Here is a 22788-nt window from a genome sequence, read left to right as displayed (position 1 = left end):
TCTAGCTAGCAGCAGGTCAGCTACCATGATAAAAACCCTTGTCGTGTTGAATCATCATGTAGGTTAGTGCCGTTCCCTCGTTGTCGTGGTACCAACTAAACTCTATTTCTAGATTGCTAACAATAAATGTACGGCTGATCTCAATGCTATCTTTATAGCCGTCTACCGCTTTTCCGAAAATCGCTTCTATGTCTTCTACTCTTGTGCCTTCATCAAAATAGAATGTGTGTTCGCGGAAAAAAATGCCACAAGTGTATGAGTTATACCAATCCTCAATAATACTCAATCAATTTTAGGGACTAAAACTGACGTTAGCTTCGTTAAAAATTTCTTATTTAGAACAACTAAATAGAAAAATTTTAGCCTTGCCTACATGGATGTAGGTACCTCAGCGAAAGCAGGACGCGTCAGCGGTGCTATCGACCAGTTTTCCTTGCCTAAAAATAGATCGCTTAATTAAGAGGATTGGTATTAAAAGCATGAAAGCCGTCAGCAAAATTTAAAAATAAGCGGGTAAAATTATTGTCTTCAAGAGTGAGAGAATAGCCGCTGTTAAAGCATTTTCTGTACTCTGTTTTATTGGGTTCCGCTTTATTTGCTGTTAGGGTAAGTGCGCCGAATAAGTGAATATCGAGGTAAAATTTCATATTAGGTTGAACGTGATTTGGCTTTAGTTAGTTTAAACCGGTGAGTGGAGTGAAGCAAAAAATACCGCCAAGGCTAATATCAGCTTTGACGGCAATAGTTAGGTTTTTAAAAAACGAATACCTTAAGCATTTTTTACGTAAATGCGCTCTTCCCATGGCAAGAGTTCTAGTTGTTCTCCTTTTTTACTGGTATCAAATTCGCCGTTATCAAATACCTTATGGCCGTTCACATAAGTTTGTTTCACTTGCGCTTTAAAAGTTTGGCCTTCAACTGGACTCCAACCACATTTATATAAGATATTGTCTTTAGACACAGTCCAAGGTGAGTCCATATCTACAAGTGTAAAATCGGCTTTATAACCAGGGCGAATATAGCCTCGGTCTTTAAAACCATAAAGTAGTGCAGGGTTATGGCACATCTTTTCAACTATCTTCTCAAGAGTGAGATAACCTTGTTGGTGAAGCTCAATCATGGCAACCAATGAATGTTGTACAAATGGGCCGCCCGACATTGCTTTGAAGTAAGTGTTTTGCTTTTCTTCAAGAGTATGTGGAGCATGATCTGTGGTAATAATGTCAATGCGATCATCGTTAATCGCATCAATGAGCCCTAAACGGTCTTGCTCGGTTTTGATAGCTGGGTTCCACTTTATTAAGGTACCTTTTTCTTCGTAGTCGCTGTCGTTAAACCACAAATGATGCACACTGGCTTCAGTTGTAATGCGCTTTTCTTCAAGTGGAATATCATTGCGGAACATTGCCGCTTCTTTTGCCGTGGTTAAATGTAAAACGTGTAAACGCGCATTGTGTTTTTTGGCTAAGCGAATTGCACGTTCGGTTGCTTTAACACACGCTTCTTCAGAGCGAATAATTGGGTGAAACTTTACCGGTACATCTTCACCATATTCAGCTTTAAACTTTTGTTCGTTCTCGTGAATAATACCTTCGATTTCAGCATGGATAGCAATGATGTTCTTACTTTTTGAGAAAATCTTATCTAAGGTTTCTTCACTATCTGCAAGCAAGTTTCCAGGTCCTGCGAAATATAAGCCGTCATCAGATAAACAAGAGTATCCTGTTGTATCAGTGTCTAGCAACGAGTCAACATTATCGTTATTCAGGCCCATATAAAAGTCATAATTCGCCAGAGATTTAGTTGCAGCTAACGCGTTTTTAGCTTGCCAAACTTCATGGTTTAATACGTTTGGACGAGAGTTTGGCATATCAATATAGGAAGTAACACCACCTGCTACAGCGGCTTTTGACTCGCTTTCCATATCGGCTTTGTGTGTTACACCTGGATCTCTAAAGTGAACTTGACCGTCAATCACACCGGGTATTAAGTACTTACCTTTCGCATCAATAATGAGTGCATCGGTGTATTCAGGCATGGTTTCACCAATGTAAATAAAACGGTCTTGCTCAATAGCTACGCTGCCGTTGAATGTTTGTCCTTCATTAATAATCACAGCATTTGTGATGATAGTAATCGCCATAATATTTCACTTTTCTTGGTAATAATCGTTGATAAGAGAGCGAGTAGCTCTCTGTATACTTTGGTTTGGTAGTTTTGTTATATCGTAACATTTTAATTTGTATCTATCTTCAATGAATAAGGTTTTTTAAGCGCTAATAAACAACTTCACTCTGACGTAAAAGTTGTTACTCCCTTGAGTAAATAATTCTATGTTTGAAATACAATAACCCTAGGACTTATGGGGTGACTAAAATCTTAATTTGAATTTGTAAATTTCATGTTAAGGTGAAGGAGCGCAAAAATACCAGTCTTCTTAATTAAGTAAGCTATTTCTAGGCAAGAAAAACTGGTCGATAGCACCGCTGACGCGTCCTGCTTTCGCTGAGGTACCTACATCCATGTAGGCAAGGCGAAAATTTTGCGATTTAGTTGTTCTAAATAAGAAATTTTTAACGTAGCTAGCGTCAGTTTTAACCCCTAAAAATGATTAAGTGTTATTGAAGATTGGTATTCATAATAACTAAGAAAAGGAGTATCTGATGCAGTCTATTCTGATTGTATTATTTGGTATTGCCGGCATGCTATTTGGCTGGTTTGTCTATTCTAAGTTTATCGCCACGAAGATTTTTAAAATGGACGATAACTTTATTACCCCAGCCCATGAGCTTAATGATGGGGTTGATTATGTGCCAACTAATAAATTGGTACTTTGGGGGCATCATTTCACGTCAGTAGCAGGGGCTGCACCGATTGTTGGGCCAGCCATAGCTGTGTACTGGGGCTGGGTGCCAGCCGTACTCTGGGTCGTATTTGGTACGATTTTCTTTGCTGGTGTGCATGACATGGGCGCACTGTGGGCCAGTACGCGTCACAAAGGTAAGTCTATGGGGGCGCTATCTGAAAGCGTGATAGGTAAACGTACACGCGTATTGTTCATGATTGTGGTGTTCTTGTTACTGCTTATGGTGAATGCGGTTTTTGGTGTGGTTATCGCTAACTCATTAGTTGCAAACCCGAGTGCAGTAGTACCTGCTTGGGCGGCCATTGTAGTCGCACTCATTATCGGTCAATTATTAAAACGTCAGATCCCGCTTATTCCACTGTGCGTGATTGGTGTTGCTGTGCTTTACGCAACGATTTTTATGGGTGCAGAAATGCCGGTGTCATTACCAACTGAAATGTTTGGCTTAACCGACAAAGCGAATTGGATAGTCATTTTGTTCGTCTATGCGGCGGTTGCCTCTCTGTTACCGGTTTGGATGTTATTACAGCCACGTGACTTTATTAATGGCATGCAGTTGTTAGTGGGTTTAGTGTTACTTTATGGCGCGGTATTTGTGGTGATGCCAGATATCACCGCACCTGCATTCAATACACAAACCGCCATTGATACGCCGAGTATTATTCCGCTGTTATTCGTCACCATCGCCTGTGGTGCGGTATCTGGCTTCCACGGTATTGTGTCGTCGGGTACGAGTTCTAAACAGCTTGATAAAGAAACAGATGGCCGCTTTGTTGGTTACTTAGGTGCGGTAGGTGAAGGGTGTTTAGCACTGATCACGTTAGTTGCGGTTAGTGGTGTGATGTTGGCCGTGTCACCAGAAGAATGGCACGAGATATACAGCCATTTAGGGGCGGGAAGCGTCAGCGCCTTTATTACAGGTGGTTCAAATCTTATCAGTGAAGGCTGGGGCTTTTCAGCTGAAATTGCAGCGACCTTACTGGCAGTAATGGTGGTGTTGTTTGCCGGTACAACCATGGATTCAGGCGTGCGCTTGCAGCGATATATCATCCAAGAGTGGGGCGATATTTATAACATTAGCGTGCTTAAGAATGGCTTAATCGCAACCTTTGTTGCGGTAGCATGTTGTTTACTGCTTGCATTCGGTGCCGGCGGTGCATCGGGTACGGGTGGTATGGTGTTATGGCCGCTATTTGGCTCGACCAACCAGATCTTAGCTAGTCTGACTCTACTCGTGCTGTCTGTGTACTTAATCAAGCTAGGTCGACCTGCTAAATATACCCTCATTCCTATGGTCTTTGTGATCTTGATGGCTTTCTTCGCGGGCTTAATTAAGCTGGTAGAATACTACGAGAAAGGCAACTGGTTGTTGGTGGTCTTAGACTTAATTGTATTAGTAGTCAGTGTCTTGGTGATGCTTGAAGCTTGGTCAGTGATAGGTAAACACAAGCAGAAGAAAACCAGCGGCGAAGGCGAAACTGCGAATTAATCTCAATTGCTAGAAATAGCAAAGTAAATAACCGATAATTGGCCCTAATTGAATAACAATAAGGGCCTTTTTTATGTCTTTTCCTCTCGCGATTGCTTTTAACGGTAATCTTCCAACTGACGCAGATGCTGTCATTGTGATCACCGGCAATGTTGAAGATTTAGGTCAAGCAGAACTAAATGAAATTGTTGCACCTGCACTGGCAATTGATGCGCGTATTAAACAAAAAGCATCATTACTATTTGCAGAGAACTTACCGGGCAAACGTCTTATTGTGGCACCAACTGGGCCATTAACACGTGACTATGATGACGTACGTCGTATCTTCGAAGCTGCTAAAAGCGCTATCACCGAAGCCAAAGCAGCAGGTGTTACTCAGCCTGTGTTACAGCTTGCGTCTATTGCTGATGATGCGCGTTACACGCAAGCTTTAGAAGTTGCATTTTTAGGCATGTGCCAAGCGTTATGGCAGCCTCTTGAAGCAAGAGAATATCACGGTGAGAGCATTGAGCCGGTTAAGCAGGTATTTTTAGCGGGTGCTAGCGAAGAGCAAGTTAAGCAGTTAAATGCCATTGCAGCAGGCCAGTATGCGGCAAGAGATTTATGTGGTACTGAGCCAGAGCGTATGGCACCACCTAAATTTGCTGATTACTGTGTTGAGCTGTTAAAAGACTCAGTGGTCGATGTTGAAGTGATCGATAGCATTGACACAATCAACAAAGACTACCCAATGCTTGCGACCGTCGCGCGCGCGTCTTATGCGGTAGAGCGCCATCATCCTCGCGTTGTGAAAATGACCTATGAGCCTGAAGGAGACGTTGAAAGAACCTTACTATTCGTAGGTAAAGGCTTAGTGTATGACACAGGTGGTGCAGACCTTAAAGTCGGTGGTTTCATGGCAGGTATGAGCCGTGACAAAGGCGGTGCAGCATCGGTGGCAGGCTTCATGAAAGCAGTAGCTGATTACCAGCCTAAAGGTGTTAAAGTGATTGCGTATTTAGCGGTTGTTCGTAACTCAATTGGCTCTGATTGTTTCGTACCAGATGAAATCATCACATGTCGTGAAGGGTTACGCGTTCGTATCGGTAACACAGATGCAGAAGGCCGTCTGGCAATGGGCGACCTACTGAGTGAAGTGAAAGACCTTGCGAAGAATGAAGTAAACCCTGAGCTATTTACTGTGGCAACATTAACTGGTCACGCTGCTCGCGCTGTGGGTCCTTACAGTGCGTATGTTGAGAATGGCCCAGCTCGCGCAGCGAATGTATCTCGCCAGATTGCTGACTTAGGTGACTTATGGGCAGATGCAGCAGAAGTAAATCGTAGCCGTCGCGAAGACTACGACTTCGTTCAGCCACGTACGTTAGCTGATGATGTACTTTCAAGTAACAATGCACCATCAGCGGTTACAGCACGTGGTCACCAATTCCCGATGGCGTTCTTAGCGCTAGTGGGTGGCCTAGACAAGCACGGCTTAGACTCAGAGCAGCCTCTACCTTATGTACACATGGACATTGCAGGTTCTGGTGTTGAAGGTGGTGATTGGCAGCACGGCAAGCCAACTGCGGCAACAGTCGCGAGTTTATTTGCTAGATATTGCTTATAAACCTATGTGATTTATAAAAGTAAAAAGGCGCATCATGCGCCTTTTTTTATCTTTGTATGAGGCCTATAACCAGCGGAGCGCTTGTTGTACGTCTTCTTGATAGTCATTGACCGGTGAATTTCTGTCAGCCACCAAGATCATATTGGCTTTATCTTCACTTGAGATCACACCAGCAAAGCGGGCATCGTTAAATTCACCCAATTGCTTGTCTTGAACGTCACCTGAGTGCGGTACAACAAACACAGTGACAGGGCCGTGATCGGATTGAAAGATTAGGTGTAAACTGCGCTGCCCTTTAAAATGACAAAAAGTCGCATAGGTTACTTTGCCAGGTAAAGACTCAAATTTCCCTCCTAACATGGCAAGCTTCTCGTTGACCGCTTGTAGGCCAACCTCTTTGTCGCGCTCTAGCGCTTTTACTTCATAATAAACATGCGCCAATGCATGTTCACCAGCCTGAAGGTCATTCGAGCCACCCACACTCAAGAAGTATAAGCTGACCGCCAATGTGATTGATGCTGCGGTCGCAAAAGGCTTGTTAAAACGGCCAAACCAGCCTTGCGTCACATTACTTGCAGGCGCCTCTTTGGTTTGCGTCATCAGCTTTTCAGTGAGATCTGGTGGCACGGGTATATCAAGTGCTAGGTTTATTTTGTCGTCTAACATCATTAGCTCATCTAGCAGCTTTTGATGTTCAGGGTTCTGCTGTGCAAACGCAATGACTTCTGGATCGTTGGGATCGGCAAATGCGCGACGACGAAATTCTAATTCATCCATCAGTTTGTGGCCCCCGTCATGGTTTGTGGTTGAGACATTAATGCCTCTTTCAATTGGTTGCGTGCGCGATAAAGACGCGTCATTACAGTGTTTTTGTTCAGCTCTAAAATCTCAGCTATTTCATCACCAGAGCACCCCATGACAACTTGCAAAAGTAACGGCTCTCTATATTCAATCGAGAGCTGACTTATTTGTCTTTGGATCACCGTTTGTTCCATCTCTGAATCTAATGTGGTGCTTTGGTTATCGACTATGGTGTCGTTGTCGACATCGGCATAATCGAATTGTTTACGTTCAAATCGTCTCGCATTTTCGCGACGTACTATGGTTAATAACCAAGGCTTTACCGCTTTCTCATCTTGTAAAGAATCTAAAGCTCGCCACGCACGCAAAAACGTCTCTTGTACTAAGTCTTCTGCTACGGTCGGATCTTTGCTAAGCCAGTAGGCAAAGCGATAAAGCTCCGTCTGATACTGCTTAACCAACTCTTCGTAGCGCTGTTGTTTTTTGGTCATACCCAATAGACCTTAGTAAGTAAGTTTTTCTTACACACTTTTCATAAAAATTTTCAGTACAGAGGCTGTAGCGAGCTACGTTCCTGATCTGCTTGGTTTTTCTCAATTTGAGATATGAGCTTAGCAATTTTCTCAAGATTTGCAGAAGCCGCCCCTTCACTATAAAGGGCTGCTTGTAAGTTTACAATTTCTGCTTTTAGCTCAGCGTTATCTAACTCTTTTAGCCACTGGCTAAAAGAGGTTGTAGTGAGCTCAGTAGTAACAAACTCACTTAATAACTGATAAAAGCGCGTTTTATCGTTCGCTTTAGCCGCTTGTGTTAGCAAGCTCAAACTCATTCTTGGTTTGAATGTGTCATTGGTTTCAGTTTCAATCGCTGGTTTTTTTCGAACGATAAAACCAAGCCAAACAAAAATCAAAGTGAATACCCAAAGCACATAGCCCGATATTAAAATGATCCAATCAAGCAGCGTCTTTTCAACTGAGACTTCAACAATCGTTGGCTCGATTGCCTGTTGATTTTGCAATGGTGCTGTCATGTTTGGTATAGCTGGCGCCGTTTGATTCGGATCGGCAATAACGGTCAGCGTACGAGCTGGCAAGGTCGCATATTGCACACGGTTAATCACTGTATTGAACCAAGGCAGTTTTACTTCAGGTAGGGTGTAAGTGCCAGGTGTTTGTGGTACCAGCGCATACGAGCTGACAAGTTGTGAGATCACCCGACCATCTCGTGCAAGTTGGTTACGCTCGCTCTCATCTGGGTAGCTTCTAAAGCCATCGACTTCTGGTAATCGAATTTCAGGCAACTGCTCTTTAGTCACCCCTAATGCGGTCAGGGTGATAGTACGCGTGATTGGTGTGCCAACCACCACTTCATCAGAGATAGGCTGAAACTCTTCACTTAAATTGACTAACTCACTGGGTAACCATGCGCCATTGTAGGTTTCAGGCACAGGTTGCACGTCAATTGTTTCAGCTTTGCCCATGGCAGAGACCGACATACGGCGATAATTCTCTCTAACTTGACCATTAAAAATTGGCGGCTCGATAGTATATTCACCACTTTTTTGAGGTTGAAGTAGATACTCTCGGCTAATGACCATATAACGGCGACCATCAACTACTTCATAGTCTTCTTTTTGCTTACCAAGAAGTGTGACTTGCGCGTCTTCCATAGCGGGCGCTGACAGTTGCCCGTCTAATAGGTCTTTACCTAAATAAAGTTTAACCGTGTAAAGGCCTGCTTGTTGAACAAACAACTTGCTTGGCTTTAACTCGGTTTTGATAAAGATGTCTTTTTGTTCATCGGCATCGTTACTGCGTGCAACCACTTTTAGTTTGATTGGGTCGCTACTTTTACCAGAAACAGTGAAAGCTGGGATCGTAATGTCGCCCGCTTTACGCGACATGAGTTGCATTTGCCAAGTGGTTTCACTATTCAATCGACCATTTATGACAAGCCTGTTCTCACTTTTACTTATAGGGCCCATCACAAATTGTCTCGCCAAGGCACTGGTATCAGGCTGTTGACTTTTAATAAGACCGTTGGCAGAAATAGTTAGGGTAAAGTATTCGCCCACTGAAACAGGGTTTCTGTCTACCGATGCGGTTAACTTGTCAAAAGCGACGCTCGCTGTGCTAAACAGTAAAAACACACAGGCAATATAAAAACGGGTTACCATGATTGTTTAGATCCTCCAAGGCGACGTTGTTGGGCTCTTTTTTGGGCCTCTAAGCGCATTTTGTTTCGTAATAGAATGGCAGGGTCATCAGGTACTTTCCTGAGTAACTGGTTTAACTGCTGCGCTTTTTCTTTTTCTTCAGGGGTCATTGGCTTAGCTTGAGCCGATTGCATCATTTGCTGCTGACCTTGTTGTTCATTGTTTTCTGTGGCTTGTTGCGGCTGAGGTTGGGCTTGTTGCTCAGATTGCTCGCCGTTTTTTTGCTCAGCTCGATTTTGCTGCTGTTGTGCGTCGGCTTGCATATCAGGCTTGTTTTGCTGATCAGAGTTTTGCTGGCCCGAGTTTTGTTGTTCGGCATCTTGCTCAGACTGTTCGCCTTGTTGCTGGTCAGATTGCTCGCCAGACTCGCCTTGCTGCGGGTCTTGTTGACCTTGCTCAGATTTGTCTGATTGGCCTTGTTGATCTGACTGTTCACCTGATTGTTGATCTTGATTATTCTCACCATCTTGAGATTGATTCTGTTGTTGCTGCTCTTGTTGTTGCTTCATTTGCTCTAGCAGGGCTTTGTTTTCTTTAGCTTGGTCAAAATCAGGATTCTGCTTTAGCGCTTGCTCATAAGCGGCAATGGCTTCATCCAGTTTGCCAAGTTGGGCAAGGGCATTGCCATAATTGTACTGACCAATCGCCGAGGGGCTGTTCTTCAATGCGGCGGCGGCTTGCTCATACTGGCCTTGTTTATAAAGTGCTGCGCCTTTTAAATCACTGTTATCTGCGACAGCCGCTTTTTCAAACTCTTTAGATTGATATGCCGATAAGGCATTTTGGTCGGTATTTTTAAACCAAGATTGCCAATCTGCTGCATGAGCTGGTTGAGACAGTGGCAACATAAAGAATAGTGCACATAATACCAATGCTGACTTGCGTAGTAGTAACAATGCCAATGGAATAAGTAAAATTAAGCCATATTTACCTGCATCAATGCGCCAAAGTATTTTGTTTTCTTTATCAGTCTGATCTGCTTCGCTAGAACTCGCTGTTGGCGCAAACACTTGAATATCTTCAGCACCTGGCGTGTATGCTGAAAACTGACCACCACTGACGGCAGCGAGGTTTCTAAGGGGCGCCACATTCAATCTTGGAATGACTATTTCACCGCTGCGACCTTTCATAAATCCGCCTTCTGGTAATGCAATCGGCGCACCTTGTGCGGTGCCTATGGCATAGATGCTTAATGTAAACTTACTGCTTTGCATGGCTTCTCGAACTTCATCGACATCATTCTGATCAAGCCCGTCAGTAATTAAAATAATCTCGCCTTGTATGTACCCCGCTTGAGACAACAGTTGCATAGCTTGGTCAATACCTGCGTAAACATTTGAGCCTTTACTGGGCATAATCTCAGGGCTAAGACTTGGAATTAAATTACTTAATGTACTGGCATCAGAAGTCAGTGGAGACACGGTAAACGCATCGCCAGCGTAGGCAACTAATGCGGTTTCGCCTTCTTTAAACAGCTCGACCATGTCGAGTGCTTTAAAGCGCGCTTGAGTGAGGCGGTCAGGTTTAATGTCGGTTGAGAACATCGAATAAGACATGTCCATCACAACCACACGCGCTTGTTTTGACTTAAATACCGGCACTTCTTGCTTTTCAAAGCTTGGGCCTGCAATAAAAATAATGCATAGCAAGGTAAATAGCGCCAGCAGCCACGGGTTTGTTTGTTTGCTTGCTTTACCTTCGGTTAGCATCGCATGGGCTAAATGCGGCGCAATTAATCCAGATTTATTGCTTCGGCTTTTATTTAGCACTTGTACCGTGGTTAAGATGGCCCAAGGGATAATTAAAAGTAACAGTAGGGGTCTTAAAAATTCAAATTCCATCATTAAGCCTCCTTACCAGAACGTGAAAGCAGTCGTGCAAGATTAACGTACAGTTGATTAAGCATCAGTAATACCAGTGCTGCTGCTAGAGGCCAAAAGAACAAGGCGATTTGCGGTCTGAAGGTTTCATTTTCGTCGCTGACAGGCTCTAGTTTATCGAGCTCTTGATAGATTTGCTGAAGGCCAGCGACGTCTTTTGCTCTAAAGTATAAGCCGCCAGTTTCGGTGGCAATTTTATTTAACGTGGCTTCATCAATGTTACTGCCGCCGATCCCGCCCATGCCAAATAGACTAAAGCCGCCACGACCATCAGAGCCAACACCAACGGTGTAAACCTTAATGCCTTCTTCGCGCGCTAAAATAAGCGCTTCATCGGGCTCTAGGTTACCCGCGGTATTTTGGCCATCGGTCAGCAATATAAGAATACGGTTACTGTCTTGCTTTTGGCTAAAACGTTTTACGGCTAGACCCAAAGCATCACCAATTGCGGTGGCACGGCCTACAAGGCCAGTTTGCGCTTCGCTAAGCATTTGACTCACTGTGTCTAAATCTCGCGTAAGCGGAGTTTGTAAAAAGGCCGTGTCAGCGAATAAAATCAGCCCGAGGCGATCGCCTTGACGCTGTTCGATAAAGTCACCTAAAACCGCTTTCACCACTGATAATCTGTCTACATAACGGCCTTGATACTCCATATCTTGCTCATCCATCGAACCCGATAAATCCACTGCTAGCATAATATCGCGACCTTCATTGGGCAAAGTAACAGGGTCGTCTAAGTATTGTGGGTTAGCTGCAGCAATAACCAAACACAACCAAACTAGCGCTTCGAACCAGTTGGTTTTTTGCTTTGACTCTTTGAGGCTTGGCGCCAGTTTAGAAAACTGGGCAAATATAGGCATACGTAGCCTTTGTTTGGCTTGCTCTGTACTGGCGGTAAATCGCCTTAAAATCCAAGGTAAAGGTAACAGTAAAAACGCCCAAGGCCAGCTAAATTCAAACATCAATGGCCTCCTTGAGTTTTAGATTTTTGATGGCATTAAATAGTTGCTTGGCTAATTCAGGGTTGTTCTCTGGGCCATATAAGCTATGTAGCGCCTGTTCAGAAAACTGTTCGCCACTGAGTGTATTTAAAATGCTTTGCCACTTTTTAGTAGGCAATGAAGTCAAAGGCGCACCGTAATAATGTTTTACGAGGCGTTTTAAGATTATATGCAGTTGCTGCGCATCATCACTTTGTTGTTTAGCCAGCTCTATGGCGGCTTTTTTGGCTTTTAAAAACTGCTTACGCTTATAAAGCCACATGCCAAGTGTGATAAGCAAAATAAGTAAAGTGATTATCACCGCCCAAGTTGGCAGCGACAATGGCCACCAAGCTACTTGCTCTGGTGGTAAAACATCATGAAGTGCGTCGAGTGGTGAAGCTTGCATCGGTTAAAGTCTCACTACTTGCTGTTCAATAGGGTGGGCTGCTGAAAAGTTCAACATGCTCATGCCTGTGCGTTGTAATCGTTGAAAGCGCTGGTTAAACACTTGCGTAGTTTGCTCTGCAAACTTGTCTCTAAATTGTTTGTTCATCAGTGGCAACGTCCAAGATTGGCCTTCGGCATCGACCTTGATGGCATCTTGGTAGGCAGGTAATTGATGTTCGAACGGATCACTTATCTGACAACCAATTAGTTCACAGTGGCGCGCTAGACGTTCAAGCTGTTTGAAATCGGCTTCTTGCAGGTGATTAAAATCAGAGATGAGGTAAATTAAGCTGCCTGGCTTGGCTAAGTGCGTTAAGCGTTTTAAGTTATCGGAAAAGCGATTCACAGCGTTTTGTTCTCGGTTAGCAAAAGCTTGCTTGTGAATGTCGACCAATTGATGACTTAACGACAGCACGCCTTTATCACGTGCTGTAGGTTTTAATTCATGATGGGCGTATTCACTAAATACAATGCCGCCTAAACGGTCGCCACGTTGACATGCGGACCAAGCCACAAGCGCACTTAAATGTGCGGCTTGCACAGATTTCAGTAAAAGCTGCGAGCCAAACAACATACTGTTTGATAAATCGGTGAACACAAATACCGGTCGCTCTTTTTCTTCTTGATAGAGCTTAGTGTGAGTAATGCCTGTACGGGCCGTGACTCGCCAGTCGATGGCACGAATGTCGTCACCATATTGATATTGGCGAACTTCAGCAAACTCCATCCCGCGGCCTTTGTGTGGCGCAAGGTATTGGCCTGCTTGGCTGCTTTGAATGCGCTTTTTCGGTTTTAAAGACAAAAGGTGTGCTTTAGATTTGTAGTAAAGCAATTCTTTTAAGTCGAGCTCAGCGCCATTACTGTGACACTGAGTTAACCATTGCGATGTATCGAATACGGCTTGTTGCATCATTATGGCACTGGGACAAGTTCAAGAATACGGCTGATCACTTGGTCTTTACTGATACCATCAGCCTGCGCTTCGTAACTTAAAATAATGCGGTGACGCAATACATTATGCAGTACTGCTTGAATATCATCTGGCGTCACAAAATCACGTTCATGTAACCATGCGTGTGCGCGGGCACATTTATCAAGGGCGATAGTGGCACGCGGGCTGGCGCCAAACTCAATCCAACGACCCAGTTGCTCATCAAGTTTTGCAGCTTCACGAGTTGCTATGATCAGTTGAACAAGATACTGCTCTAGCGGCTCAGCAAGATGCATCGATAACACTTTCTTACGTGCTTCAAATAAGGTGTTTTGACTAATGGCGGTGAAATCACCTTGATGCTCTTCTAGGGCTTCGCCTCGAGTTAAACGAAGGATGGCAAGTTCGTTTTCAGCGCCCGGGTAGTCGATGTTTAAATGCAATAAGAAGCGGTCTAATTGTGCTTCCGGCAGAGGGTATGTGCCTTCTTGCTCCAGCGGGTTTTGCGTGGCCATAACCATGAACAGATCTGACAGCGGATAAGTGTTCTTACCAACCGTCACTTGTCGTTCAGCCATAGCTTCTAACAGCGCTGATTGCACTTTGGCTGGAGCACGGTTAATTTCGTCGGCCAAGATCAGGTTGTGAAACAGTGGACCACTTTCGAAAACGAATTCATTGGTTTGCTGACGATAAATGTCAGTACCTGTGACATCGGCTGGTAATAAGTCTGGGGTAAATTGCACACGTTGGAAAGTGCCCTCTATGCCTTTAGCGAGGGCGTTAACAGCACGGGTTTTTGCAAGTCCCGGCGGGCCTTCAACCAATAGGTGGCCGTCTGCAAGCATCGCAATAAGTAGCGCTTGGGTCAGTTCTGGTTGACCAATAATCTGCGTATCTAAATATTTTTTCAGAGCTGAGAATTCATTTACTGCCATGGTTTGTCCTTTACTGACAAAATTTTTTGCTTAATTTATAAGGATTCTATCGTTACTTCTCAAGTGTTTGCTATCAATAAACACGAAATTTAAAGGAAGATTACGATATTGATTAGACTGCACTACATCAAATAGTTCCCTTGTTTTGTAAAGATATTTTGCGTCTGGTTAAAAAAACATCTAGGGTTGAGTTTGGTGCTCAATTTATAGCCGAATTAAAATTTTTATTGGCATATTTTTGTTGGTTGTTTAGAATCGATGTAAATTCAACAGGTCAGACCTGTCAGCGGGAGAGCAAATTCAATGTCTGAACAAAACATACTAAAAACAAGAAAAGGCGATAGAATCGCGATTGTCAGCGGTCTTCGTACCCCATTTGCCAAGCAGGCAACAGCATTCCACCATGTTCCAGCGCTAGACCTAGGCAAACTTGTCGTTAATGAGATGCTTGAGCGTCTTAACTTTGATAAAAATGAAATTGACCAACTGGTTTTTGGTCAAGTAGTACAAATGCCTGAAGCGCCAAACATCGCGCGTGAAATCGTACTAGGTACAGGTATGCCAGTATCGGTAGATGCCTACTCAGTATCTAGAGCGTGTGCGACCAGCTTCCAAGCCATTGCCAACGTCGCAGAGTCTATTGTGGCGGGTAACGCCCATGTTGGTATTGCAGGTGGTGCAGATTCTTCTTCTGTATTGCCAATTGGTGTAAGTAAAAAGCTAGCTGGCAGCTTAGTTGATTTAAACAAAGCGCGTACATTAGGTCAGCGCTTGAAAATCTTCAGCAAACTTCGTCTTAAAGATTTATTACCAGTACCGCCAGCGGTGGCTGAGTATTCAACTGGTTTATCAATGGGCCAAACGGCTGAGCAGATGGCTAAAACGCATGGTATTAGCCGCGCGGATCAAGACGCATTGGCACACCGTTCACACTCATTAGCGAGTAAAGCATGGAACGATGGCCTACTTGCAGATGAAGTGATGGCGGCACATGTACCACCTTATAAGTCTTTCATCGAACAAGATAACAACATTCGCCATAACTCAACCATTGAAGGTTATGCAAAGCCTCGTCCTGTGTTTGATAGACAACACGGCTCTGTAACTGCCGCAAACGCAACACCATTAACAGATGGCGCAGCGGCCGTACTGATGATGAGTGAAAGCAAAGCCAAGGCGCTTGGTTATGAGATCCTTGGTTATGTTCGCAGTTTTGGTTTCTCGGCAATTGGCGTACACGAAGATATGCTAATGGGTCCAGCGCACTCAACGCCTATCGCGTTAGACAGAGCGGGGATCACCTTACAAGATTTAGATTTAATTGAAATGCACGAAGCATTTGCTGCGCAAGCACTTGCAAACATGAAGATGTTTGGCAGTGATAAGTTTGCGCAAGAAAAACTAGGTCGCTCGAAAGCGATCGGTGAAATTGATATGGATAAGTTTAACGTTAACGGTGGTTCACTGGCTTATGGTCACCCATTTGCAGCGACTGGCGCACGTCTTATCACACAGAGCTTAAATGAATTAAAACGCCGTGGTGGCGGGTTAGCACTGACAACTGCATGTGCTGCAGGTGGTCTTGGTGCGGCCTTCGTATTGGAGAGTGCATAATGTCAGTATTTAGTTATGAGCTAACGGATAGCAAGGTTGCAGTTGTAACCATTGATGTTGCCGATGAGAAAATGAATACCTTGCGTGCAAGTTTTGCTGATGACCTATCGGCAATCTTAAAGCAGGGCCGTGATGATAACATTACAGGTATGGTGTTCATCAGTGGTAAAAAAGATAACTTTATCGCAGGTGCTGATATCAAAATGCTAGATAGTGCAAAAACGCGTAATGATGCGTTAGAGCTATCTGAAATGTGTCAGCAAGCTTTCTTCACTATGGCAAATCAAGCATACCCGACGGTTGCAGCTATCCATGGTGCAGCATTAGGCGGCGGCCTAGAGTTTGCTCTTGCCTGTGATTACCGTGTATGTACAGACAGCGACATCACAAAACTAGGTTTACCAGAAGTACAGTTAGGTTTATTACCAGGTGGCGGCGGCACACAACGTTTACCAAAACTAGTGGGTATTCAAAAGTCGCTAGAGTGGATGCTTACAGGTAAGCAAGTGCGCGCTAAGCAAGCTAAAAAAGCAGGGCTTGTGAATGATTGTGTACCACAAAGTATTCTGCTTGATGTGGCAACTAAATTTGCAACAAAAGGCAAAGCAAAGCTATCTAAGCCAAAACTAGATAAGTTTAGCTGGGCGCTTGAGTCAAACCCATTTGGTCGTAACATCATCTTCAAAAAAGCAGAAGAAGGTGTGTTAAAGAAAACTGGCGGCCATTATCCTGCACCAATTAACATCATCAAAGCCGTGCGTGCCTCTGTTGAGCTTGACCCAATGAAAGCTTACAAAACAGAAGCAGAAGGGTTTGCTGACTTAGTAATGACTGAGGTGTCTAAGTCACTACGTGGTATTTTCTTCGCGACCACTGAAATGAAAAAAGACTACCAAGACGATGTCGCAAAAGTGCAGCGTACAGCGGTACTTGGTGGTGGTTTAATGGGTGCAGGTATTGCCCATGTAAGTGCGGTTAAAGCTAAAGCCTTAGTGCGTGTAAAAGATGTGGCGCAGCAAGGTGTGAGCAATGCACTTCACTACAGCTATAAGATTTTATCTAAGCGTCAGAAGCGTCGCATTATGTCTCATGCCGACGTACAGCAAACCATGAACCGCATTACGGGGTCGACTGATTACTCAGGTTTTAAGCACGTTGATATGGTGATTGAAGCGGTGTTTGAAGACTTAAACCTTAAGCAAAGCATGGTGGCTGAAATTGAGCAAAACTGTTCATCAGAAACTATTTTTGCTAGTAACACCTCGTCACTGCCGATTGCACAAATTGCTGAAAAAGCAGAGCGCCCTGAGAACATCATTGGTTTACATTACTTCTCACCGGTAGAAAAAATGCCATTGGTTGAGATCATTCCTCATGACGGTACATCTGAGCAAACCATTGCGCGTACGGTTCAATTTGCCCGTAAGCAAGGCAAAACGCCTATCGTGGTGAAAGACAAAGCAGGCTTCTATGTAAACCGTATTTTAGCGCCTTACGTGAACGAAGCGGCAAACCTATTGCTAGCAGGTGAGCCAATCGAGAAGATTGATGCCGCACTGGTTGAATTCGGTTTCCCAGTTGGCCCACTGGCATTGCTCGATGAAGTAGGTATCGACATTGGCTCTAAGATTGCCCCAATTCTTGAAAAAGAGCTGGGCGATCGCTTCAAAGCACCAGATGCGTTTAACCGTTTAATCGACAGCAAACGTTTAGGTCGTAAGACTGGTCGTGGCTTCTATAAGTACGACAAAAAAGGCAAGAAAGTCGATGAGTCTGTATACGAGCTACTTGGTGTAACGCCAAGCCCACGCTTGAATAAGAAAGAAATCGCAGATCGCTGTGTGTCTTTAATGCTAAATGAAGCAGTACGCTGTTTAGATGAAGGCATTATTGCTAACGAGCGCGATGGTGATATTGGCGCAATCTTTGGTATTGGCTTCCCACCATTCTTAGGTGGTCCTTTCACTTACATGAACAAGATGGGTATTGAAAACCTGTGTTCACAGTTAGCAACATTCGCGAACGACAACCCGTTTTTCACACCTGCTGAGTGCTTAATGCCTGCAGAGACTGCCAAGCCTGAACTTGAAGTCGTTGCTGAAGCAGAAGAAGTAAAAGTTGAAGAGGAGCCAGAGGCTGTAAAAGCGGATGAATCTAGCGCTGAAGACAACTTGAAGGCGACAGAAAAGCCAGCTTAATAACAAGATAACTAAGTTATACAAACAGTTATTTCCCTACATTGTTTTGAATCTAAAGGCGTCGTCAGACGCCTTTTTTCGTATCAGCAGAAATGGATGAGGCTCATTTTTACTTTCACGGTAAAAAACCTTACAATGCGGCGCAATTATCGACATCAGCATTTTGGATTTCTAGCTCCTTTGATACACCCAATGACAAACCCAATATCGCACCATATTTCGGATCTGACGCAAACCTTTGATGGCCTGTTTTTTGAGGCTTACAACACACGCTTGATAAAAGGTGAGCATGAGCCGATTTATCTACCTGAAAATGCCGACACTCCGTATAACCAAGTGGTTTTTGCCCATGGCTTTTATGCCAGTGCGCTGCACGAAATCGCTCATTGGTTAGTGGCAGGAGAGCGTCGCCGAGAACTTGAAGATTATGGGTATTGGTATTGTCCTGATGGTCGAAGTGCAGAACAACAATATGAGTTTGAAAAAGTAGAAATCAAACCGCAGGCTATTGAGTGGGCGTTAAGCGCAGCGGCTGGGTTTGATTTTAACGTGTCGGTCGACAATTTAAATGGTGAGCAAACCTGTCGTTTTAGCTTTCAAAAGCGCGTACAGGCGCAAGTGTTCGAGCTATTAGAAAAGGGCTTTAACATTCGCACCGAAGAGTTATTAAAAGCACTGAGTGACTTTTATAAAACCCCATGGCCGTTAACTGAAGCACAGTTTGATTGGCAGTGCCCAGAGGAGTTTTTAGATGCAGTTTAAACTAGGATTGATCATTAACCCAGTTGCTGGCTTGGGTGGTAGTGTGGCGCTAAAAGGCAGTGATGGCAGTGATACTGCAGCCAAGGCGATGGCATTAGGTGCTGAGCCAAAAGCCAATGCTCGAACGGCATTAGCCCTTGAACAACTTAAAGAAAACCAAGCAAACATTCATGTTTATACTGTCAATGGTGAAATGGGCGAGCGACTGGCTAAAGAAATGGGCTTTGAGACGTATGTGGCTTATCAAAGTGCCACTCCGACAACCCCTGAAGACACTGAAGCCGCGGCAAAAGCGCTGTTAGCCGAAGGTGTTGATATGATCTTATTCGCAGGGGGCGATGGCACTGCGCGTAATATTTGTGCTGCCGTTGATGATTCAATTCCTGTATTAGGTGTACCAGCGGGCTGTAAAATTCACTCTGGCGTATATGCAATTACACCAAAAGCTGCGGGCCGAGTCGTCGATATGCTGGTAAAAGGTGAGCTTGTCACTTTAGGTGAAGCCGACGTAATGGACATTGACGAAGAGGCATTTCGTCAAGGTACAGTAAAAGCGAAACGCTATGGCGAAATGCAAGTACCAAGCGAGTTACGCTATGTGCAAAGCGTTAAAAATGGCGGTAAAGAGAGCGATGAATTGGTGCTTGCCGATATTGCCGCTTTCGTGATCAGCGAGATGGAAGATGACGAGCAATATATCATGGGCTCAGGCTCAACAGTTGCAGCTGTTATGGAAGAGCTTGGCCTTCAGAACACCTTATTAGGCGTAGACCTTATCTGTGATCATGAGTTGATAGGTCAAGACATGAACGCCGCAGATTTATTGACTGCCGCAGAAAAAATGCCAACCAAATTAGTGATCACTTTGATAGGTGGGCAAGGCCACATCTTTGGCCGTGGTAATCAGCAATTAAGCCCAGCGCTCATTCGCAAAATTGGCAAAGAAAATATTATGGTCATTGCAACAAAGACCAAGTTGCAAGCGCTGAATGGCAGACCGCTTATCGCCGATACTGGTGATGAAGCATTAGATGAAGAATTAAGTGGTTACATCAAAGTGATCACAGGCTACAACGACCATGTGATGTATGCTGTTGGCCACGAAGAATTAAACTAGGAGATAAGATGTTATTTCAACAATACGTAGAGTCAGCGCAGCAGTTTTTTGATGATTTAGTAGATAGAGCCAGTGACGATGAACTATTCGCTGGTGGCTACCTACGTGGCCATTTTGATTTGGCTGTGGGTTACGCACAGGTTGAAGGTGAAGACTTAACACCTGAAGAGCTAAACGAGCAAATCGAAAAAAGCTTAGTCAAAGCGTATCGCAATGGCGAGCTCACAGATGATGACAAAACCCACGTGGTTAATATCTGGGAACAAGTTAAAGGCTTAGCTTGATCTGAGTTTTAACTTTCAGATTAAAATAAAAAACCGCGATCATTTCGCGGTTTTTTGTTTTTGCGATAGGGTAGAGTCGGAAGTAGAGCTTAGTAGGGGACTTAATGGCAACTAAAATCACTTTGGCGCAGTTCGTAAAGCTACGTAATGGCGTGCCTTTAGGTCATGCTGACTCATTAAAAAACATGTTATCTCGCTCTTTCGGGGCAAGCTCTTTTGCTCAGTTCTGGCAATATTGGAATCCAGTGTGGGGCTACTACTTATCTCAATTTGTTTATCAGCCACTTAAACGCTTCTTTGGTAAATCAATCGCGGTTGTTGCGACTTTCTTTGTCAGTGGCTTTTTACACGATTTGGCCATTATGCTGGTAAAACAACAAAGCAGTATTTTGCTGACGGTGTGGTTTACTTTGATGGGGCTAGCTGTCGTGCTGAGTGAAGCCGTAAAGCTGAGATATGGCACATTACCTTGGTTTGTCAGAGCACTAATAAATGCAGGCTTTATAGGTGCTAGTTTTTATGTCGCTAAGCAATTATTGAGTTTGGTGCTTTAAAAAATAAAAAAGCCATCTACTTGCGTGGATGGCTTTGCTAACTCAAAGGGAAACTATTGAATTAATTTTTCTTCTCAGCTTTTAGTGCATTTTCATGCCAGTACTGCCAATGCATGTGCGCTTTATTTTCAGTTAAGTGTTTAGGCTGTAAATAATCTTTGTACGTATAGCGATAAAACTGACGCGGCTTTTTCGGATCTGTTTTCGCTTCGTCTTTTGTTTGCTCGGCTTTGTGTGCTTGCAACCAAGTTTTGAATTCAGCACCATATTTTTCACCAGACTCATCTAGCAGTTTTTTATAGCCATCGAAAAAGTCGGTACGTAAAAAGTGCGCGAGCTTTAAATAATCATCACGGTGCTTTTCAAACATAAAGCGTACGGCCAAATAGCTCCATTTATAAACGCGGTCTTGTCCATCTTTATATTCAGTGTCGAACACCTCTTGTAGACTCGGCCAGTCCTTCTCATTAAGCTCAAATGCTTTTATAAATGCACGCGGGTTATTGTCGCCTTCAGCAATATATTCGGCTAGGCCTTCAGACCACCAAACCATATTGCTTGGGAAGTGGTTAAAGGTGTCGTATTTATTGAATCGGCCATCTAGATAATGCACAAATTCGTGATTTAGATTCCATACCGCAAACTTAGGGCGTACCCAGAAGTGCTCAAAAGTATAGAAGGTTGCTATGTTATCAGGGTCTTGGGTTGTGCCTTCGATATACATGCCGCCATTATCAGTGTGAATATCAAAGATAAGTTGGCCCCAGCGGTTGTACTCGGCATGGTTATCAAAGATCACGATGCGAAGCTGGTCGTTGAAATCATTCGCGACCGGTTGGCGTTGCGTTGCGAGTTTCTCATGGAAGGTATCAACTTGCTCGTTTAAGCGCTGACATGAATCATCCAACTCTTTTTTACTCATTGCTTGCGCCAAAATGTAAGCACTTTTTGAGCACTCATGCTTAATCTGTAACACATCGGCAATTTTAGGCTCAATACAACGCCCTGCTAACGGTGCTTCACTACACTCTGACTTACCTCTAAACGACGTCACCACATACGGAATGCTATAGAGAGTTTGCTTTTCAAGCTCTGTGAGCATGCTGTTTTTGCCAAGTGCTTGCCATACTTGATTGTCGAGCTTATCTAGTTCGGCTTCAACAGGCAGACTGGTTTTATCGTCGTTTAGGCTCTTTTGGGCTTCTTCGTCTAAGGTATAGTATTCGTTCCAATATTGTGTGGCGTATAAGTTGTAATGCTGTGCCAATGCCCATAATGCGTGTTGCTTAGGCCAGTCATCTCCCTCTCGCACTGCATTTTTGCTGCTAATAAAATTAACTAATGCAGTTTGTAAAAAGTTTTGATGTTGAACGGCGCTCGAAAATGCTTCACTATTTTTACGTTTCGCTTCATAAGGCAGTACCGCACCGGCTCTTAGTATTTCCCACATCGCATAATCGACGGCTTTGCCCATAGATGTATTTCCTTGAGGCAACGCACTTTCACCATAAAGCGTAATCAGCTGACTGAGCGGTTGAATCTGCTCGGCAGTTTTACCTTGTAGCGCCTCATTGAAGTATAAGCGAAATAGTGCAGTGGCGTAGTTTTCATGAATGCGAGCAACCGTCTCATCGATGGTGTAAAAGTCGCTATGCTCAGCAATGGCAAGTAAGGCTTGGTTTAGTGATTCAGCAGTGCCAGATTGCCAGTCTTTGACAGGACCAAAACTACTAAAAATACGCAGGTAATAAGTTAAGCGCTCTAATTTTTGGCTTGTTAGTCCGTGTTGTTTTACTTCTTCACGAATGGCTTCTGAAACCGCGAGCAATAAACCGGCTTTGTGATGATCAAATTCAGTGCTCCATAAAGTATCAAGTTCGGCGTTAACAATGTTTTGCACTAAAGCTTTGGCCTCATCACTTACGACGACAATAGGCGTTTTTGATTCATCAGATGTGTTTTTGGTATCAAGGGTATTACAGCCAACAAGGCCTAGTGCGACACTGGTCGCTAATGCAAGTGCTGTTATTTTCATTGTTATCTGCTCAATAGTAATTATTGGATACAATATACATATTTTTATTGTAGTAAGAAACCTTGTTG

18 protein-coding genes are annotated in these 22788 nt (G+C 43.9%); 8 read left to right on the top strand and 10 right to left on the bottom strand.

Annotated features, from left to right (window positions below):
• Positions 1-769: 769 nt before the first annotated feature.
• Positions 770-2143 carry a dihydroorotase gene (locus CWB72_RS17455; protein WP_138634034.1) on the bottom strand — a complete coding sequence of 458 codons (1374 nt, stop codon included), beginning with the start codon at positions 2141-2143 and terminating at the stop codon, positions 770-772.
• Between the two features lie 520 nt (positions 2144-2663).
• On the opposite strand from CWB72_RS17455, the gene CWB72_RS17450 reads away from it, so the two are divergent.
• Both CWB72_RS17450 and CWB72_RS17445 read left to right on the top strand, forming a co-directional pair.
• Positions 2664-4355: a carbon starvation CstA family protein gene (locus tag CWB72_RS17450; RefSeq protein WP_138634031.1), complete on the top strand. Its 1692-nt coding sequence runs from the start codon at positions 2664-2666 to the stop codon at positions 4353-4355.
• A gap of 73 nt (positions 4356-4428) precedes the next feature.
• The gene (locus CWB72_RS17445) at positions 4429-5961 is read left to right on the top strand and encodes a M17 family metallopeptidase (RefSeq protein WP_138634028.1); all 1533 of its coding nucleotides are present in this window, start codon (positions 4429-4431) and stop codon (positions 5959-5961) included.
• A 63-nt stretch (positions 5962-6024) separates the two neighbouring features.
• Here the strand turns inward: CWB72_RS17445 and CWB72_RS17440 are convergent, their stop codons facing one another.
• From CWB72_RS17440 to CWB72_RS17405, 8 genes are read right to left on the bottom strand one after another with little or no spacing between them, the layout of a single operon-like run.
• Positions 6025-6738 carry a DUF3379 family protein gene (locus CWB72_RS17440; RefSeq protein WP_138634025.1) on the bottom strand — a complete coding sequence of 238 codons (714 nt, stop codon included), beginning with the start codon at positions 6736-6738 and terminating at the stop codon, positions 6025-6027.
• Positions 6738-7253, bottom strand: coding sequence for a sigma-70 family RNA polymerase sigma factor (locus CWB72_RS17435; protein WP_058030590.1), 516 nt, complete (start codon positions 7251-7253; stop codon positions 6738-6740). Before CWB72_RS17435 ends, CWB72_RS17440 begins: the two co-directional genes overlap by 1 nt.
• 53 nt (positions 7254-7306) lie before the next feature.
• Positions 7307-8938: a BatD family protein gene (locus tag CWB72_RS17430; RefSeq protein ID WP_138634022.1), complete on the bottom strand. Its 1632-nt coding sequence runs from the start codon at positions 8936-8938 to the stop codon at positions 7307-7309.
• A complete protein-coding gene (locus CWB72_RS17425; protein WP_138634064.1) occupies positions 8932-10818 on the bottom strand; it encodes a vWA domain-containing protein in 1887 nt (628 codons plus the stop codon). Before CWB72_RS17425 ends, CWB72_RS17430 begins: the two co-directional genes overlap by 7 nt.
• A 2-nt stretch (positions 10819-10820) precedes the next feature.
• Positions 10821-11819, bottom strand: coding sequence for a vWA domain-containing protein (locus CWB72_RS17420; RefSeq protein ID WP_138634019.1), 999 nt, complete (start codon positions 11817-11819; stop codon positions 10821-10823).
• Entirely contained in the window at positions 11812-12246 is a 435-nt protein-coding gene (locus CWB72_RS17415; RefSeq protein WP_138634016.1) for a DUF4381 domain-containing protein, read from the bottom strand. The genes CWB72_RS17420 and CWB72_RS17415 overlap by 8 nt, the downstream gene beginning before the upstream one ends.
• Positions 12247-12249: 3 nt before the next feature.
• The gene (locus tag CWB72_RS17410) at positions 12250-13197 is read right to left on the bottom strand and encodes a DUF58 domain-containing protein (RefSeq protein WP_138634061.1); all 948 of its coding nucleotides are present in this window, start codon (positions 13195-13197) and stop codon (positions 12250-12252) included.
• 2 nt (positions 13198-13199) lie between these two features.
• Positions 13200-14156 carry an AAA family ATPase gene (locus CWB72_RS17405; protein ID WP_138634013.1) on the bottom strand — a complete coding sequence of 319 codons (957 nt, stop codon included), beginning with the start codon at positions 14154-14156 and terminating at the stop codon, positions 13200-13202.
• 303 nt (positions 14157-14459) lie between these two features.
• Here CWB72_RS17405 and fadI point away from each other — a divergent pair, with 303 nt between their 5' ends.
• The 6 genes from fadI to CWB72_RS17375 all read left to right on the top strand — a co-directional run bounded on the left by fadI (position 14460) and on the right by CWB72_RS17375 (position 20685).
• The gene (fadI, locus tag CWB72_RS17400) at positions 14460-15770 is read left to right on the top strand and encodes an acetyl-CoA C-acyltransferase FadI (RefSeq protein ID WP_138562208.1); all 1311 of its coding nucleotides are present in this window, start codon (positions 14460-14462) and stop codon (positions 15768-15770) included.
• On the top strand, positions 15770-17968 hold the full coding sequence (gene fadJ / locus CWB72_RS17395) for a fatty acid oxidation complex subunit alpha FadJ (RefSeq protein WP_138634010.1): 2199 nt from the start codon (positions 15770-15772) through the stop codon (positions 17966-17968). Before fadI ends, fadJ begins: the two co-directional genes overlap by 1 nt.
• Before the next feature lie 192 nt (positions 17969-18160).
• Entirely contained in the window at positions 18161-18730 is a 570-nt protein-coding gene (locus CWB72_RS17390; protein ID WP_138568089.1) for an elongation factor P hydroxylase, read from the top strand.
• Complete coding sequence (locus tag CWB72_RS17385; protein ID WP_138634007.1) at positions 18720-19847, top strand: ATP-NAD kinase family protein; 1128 nt, start codon at positions 18720-18722, stop codon at positions 19845-19847. Before CWB72_RS17390 ends, CWB72_RS17385 begins: the two co-directional genes overlap by 11 nt.
• 8 nt (positions 19848-19855) lie before the next feature.
• Positions 19856-20131 carry a YfcL family protein gene (locus CWB72_RS17380; RefSeq protein WP_130255489.1) on the top strand — a complete coding sequence of 92 codons (276 nt, stop codon included), beginning with the start codon at positions 19856-19858 and terminating at the stop codon, positions 20129-20131.
• 104 nt (positions 20132-20235) lie between these two features.
• Positions 20236-20685, top strand: coding sequence for an MBOAT family O-acyltransferase (locus tag CWB72_RS17375; RefSeq protein ID WP_130255490.1), 450 nt, complete (start codon positions 20236-20238; stop codon positions 20683-20685).
• A 61-nt stretch (positions 20686-20746) separates the two neighbouring features.
• On the opposite strand, the gene CWB72_RS17370 is transcribed toward CWB72_RS17375, so the two are convergent.
• Positions 20747-22720, bottom strand: coding sequence for a collagenase (locus tag CWB72_RS17370; RefSeq protein WP_138634005.1), 1974 nt, complete (start codon positions 22718-22720; stop codon positions 20747-20749).
• Positions 22721-22788: the final 68 nt, after the last annotated feature.

The sequence above is a fragment of the Pseudoalteromonas phenolica genome (assembly GCF_005886345.1).
Lineage (GTDB): Bacteria > Pseudomonadota > Gammaproteobacteria > Enterobacterales > Alteromonadaceae > Pseudoalteromonas > Pseudoalteromonas phenolica_A.
Note: the sequence above shows the minus strand (reverse complement) of the source record. Positions and strands in the feature narration are given on the sequence as shown.

Excerpts from the sequence above, each read along its gene's own strand:
- CWB72_RS17450 (WP_138634031.1), top strand. The coding sequence starts at position 2,664 with ATGCAGTCTATTCTGATTGTATTATTTGGTATTGCCGGCATGCTATTT.
- CWB72_RS17455 (WP_138634034.1), bottom strand. The coding sequence starts at position 2,143 with ATGGCGATTACTATCATCACAAATGCTGTGATTATTAATGAAGGACAA.
- fadI (WP_138562208.1), top strand. The coding sequence starts at position 14,460 with ATGTCTGAACAAAACATACTAAAAACAAGAAAAGGCGATAGAATCGCG.
- CWB72_RS17370 (WP_138634005.1), bottom strand. The coding sequence starts at position 22,720 with ATGAAAATAACAGCACTTGCATTAGCGACCAGTGTCGCACTAGGCCTT.
- CWB72_RS17445 (WP_138634028.1), top strand. The coding sequence starts at position 4,429 with ATGTCTTTTCCTCTCGCGATTGCTTTTAACGGTAATCTTCCAACTGAC.
- CWB72_RS17435 (WP_058030590.1), bottom strand. The coding sequence starts at position 7,253 with ATGACCAAAAAACAACAGCGCTACGAAGAGTTGGTTAAGCAGTATCAG.
- CWB72_RS17410 (WP_138634061.1), bottom strand. The coding sequence starts at position 13,197 with ATGCAACAAGCCGTATTCGATACATCGCAATGGTTAACTCAGTGTCAC.
- CWB72_RS17425 (WP_138634064.1), bottom strand. The coding sequence starts at position 10,818 with ATGGAATTTGAATTTTTAAGACCCCTACTGTTACTTTTAATTATCCCT.
- CWB72_RS17430 (WP_138634022.1), bottom strand. The coding sequence starts at position 8,938 with ATGGTAACCCGTTTTTATATTGCCTGTGTGTTTTTACTGTTTAGCACA.
- CWB72_RS17375 (WP_130255490.1), top strand. The coding sequence starts at position 20,236 with ATGGCAACTAAAATCACTTTGGCGCAGTTCGTAAAGCTACGTAATGGC.
- fadJ (WP_138634010.1), top strand. The coding sequence starts at position 15,770 with ATGTCAGTATTTAGTTATGAGCTAACGGATAGCAAGGTTGCAGTTGTA.
- CWB72_RS17405 (WP_138634013.1), bottom strand. The coding sequence starts at position 14,156 with ATGGCAGTAAATGAATTCTCAGCTCTGAAAAAATATTTAGATACGCAG.
- CWB72_RS17385 (WP_138634007.1), top strand. The coding sequence starts at position 18,720 with ATGCAGTTTAAACTAGGATTGATCATTAACCCAGTTGCTGGCTTGGGT.
- CWB72_RS17415 (WP_138634016.1), bottom strand. The coding sequence starts at position 12,246 with ATGCAAGCTTCACCACTCGACGCACTTCATGATGTTTTACCACCAGAG.
- CWB72_RS17390 (WP_138568089.1), top strand. The coding sequence starts at position 18,161 with ATGACAAACCCAATATCGCACCATATTTCGGATCTGACGCAAACCTTT.
- CWB72_RS17380 (WP_130255489.1), top strand. The coding sequence starts at position 19,856 with ATGTTATTTCAACAATACGTAGAGTCAGCGCAGCAGTTTTTTGATGAT.
- CWB72_RS17440 (WP_138634025.1), bottom strand. The coding sequence starts at position 6,738 with ATGGATGAATTAGAATTTCGTCGTCGCGCATTTGCCGATCCCAACGAT.
- CWB72_RS17420 (WP_138634019.1), bottom strand. The coding sequence starts at position 11,819 with ATGTTTGAATTTAGCTGGCCTTGGGCGTTTTTACTGTTACCTTTACCT.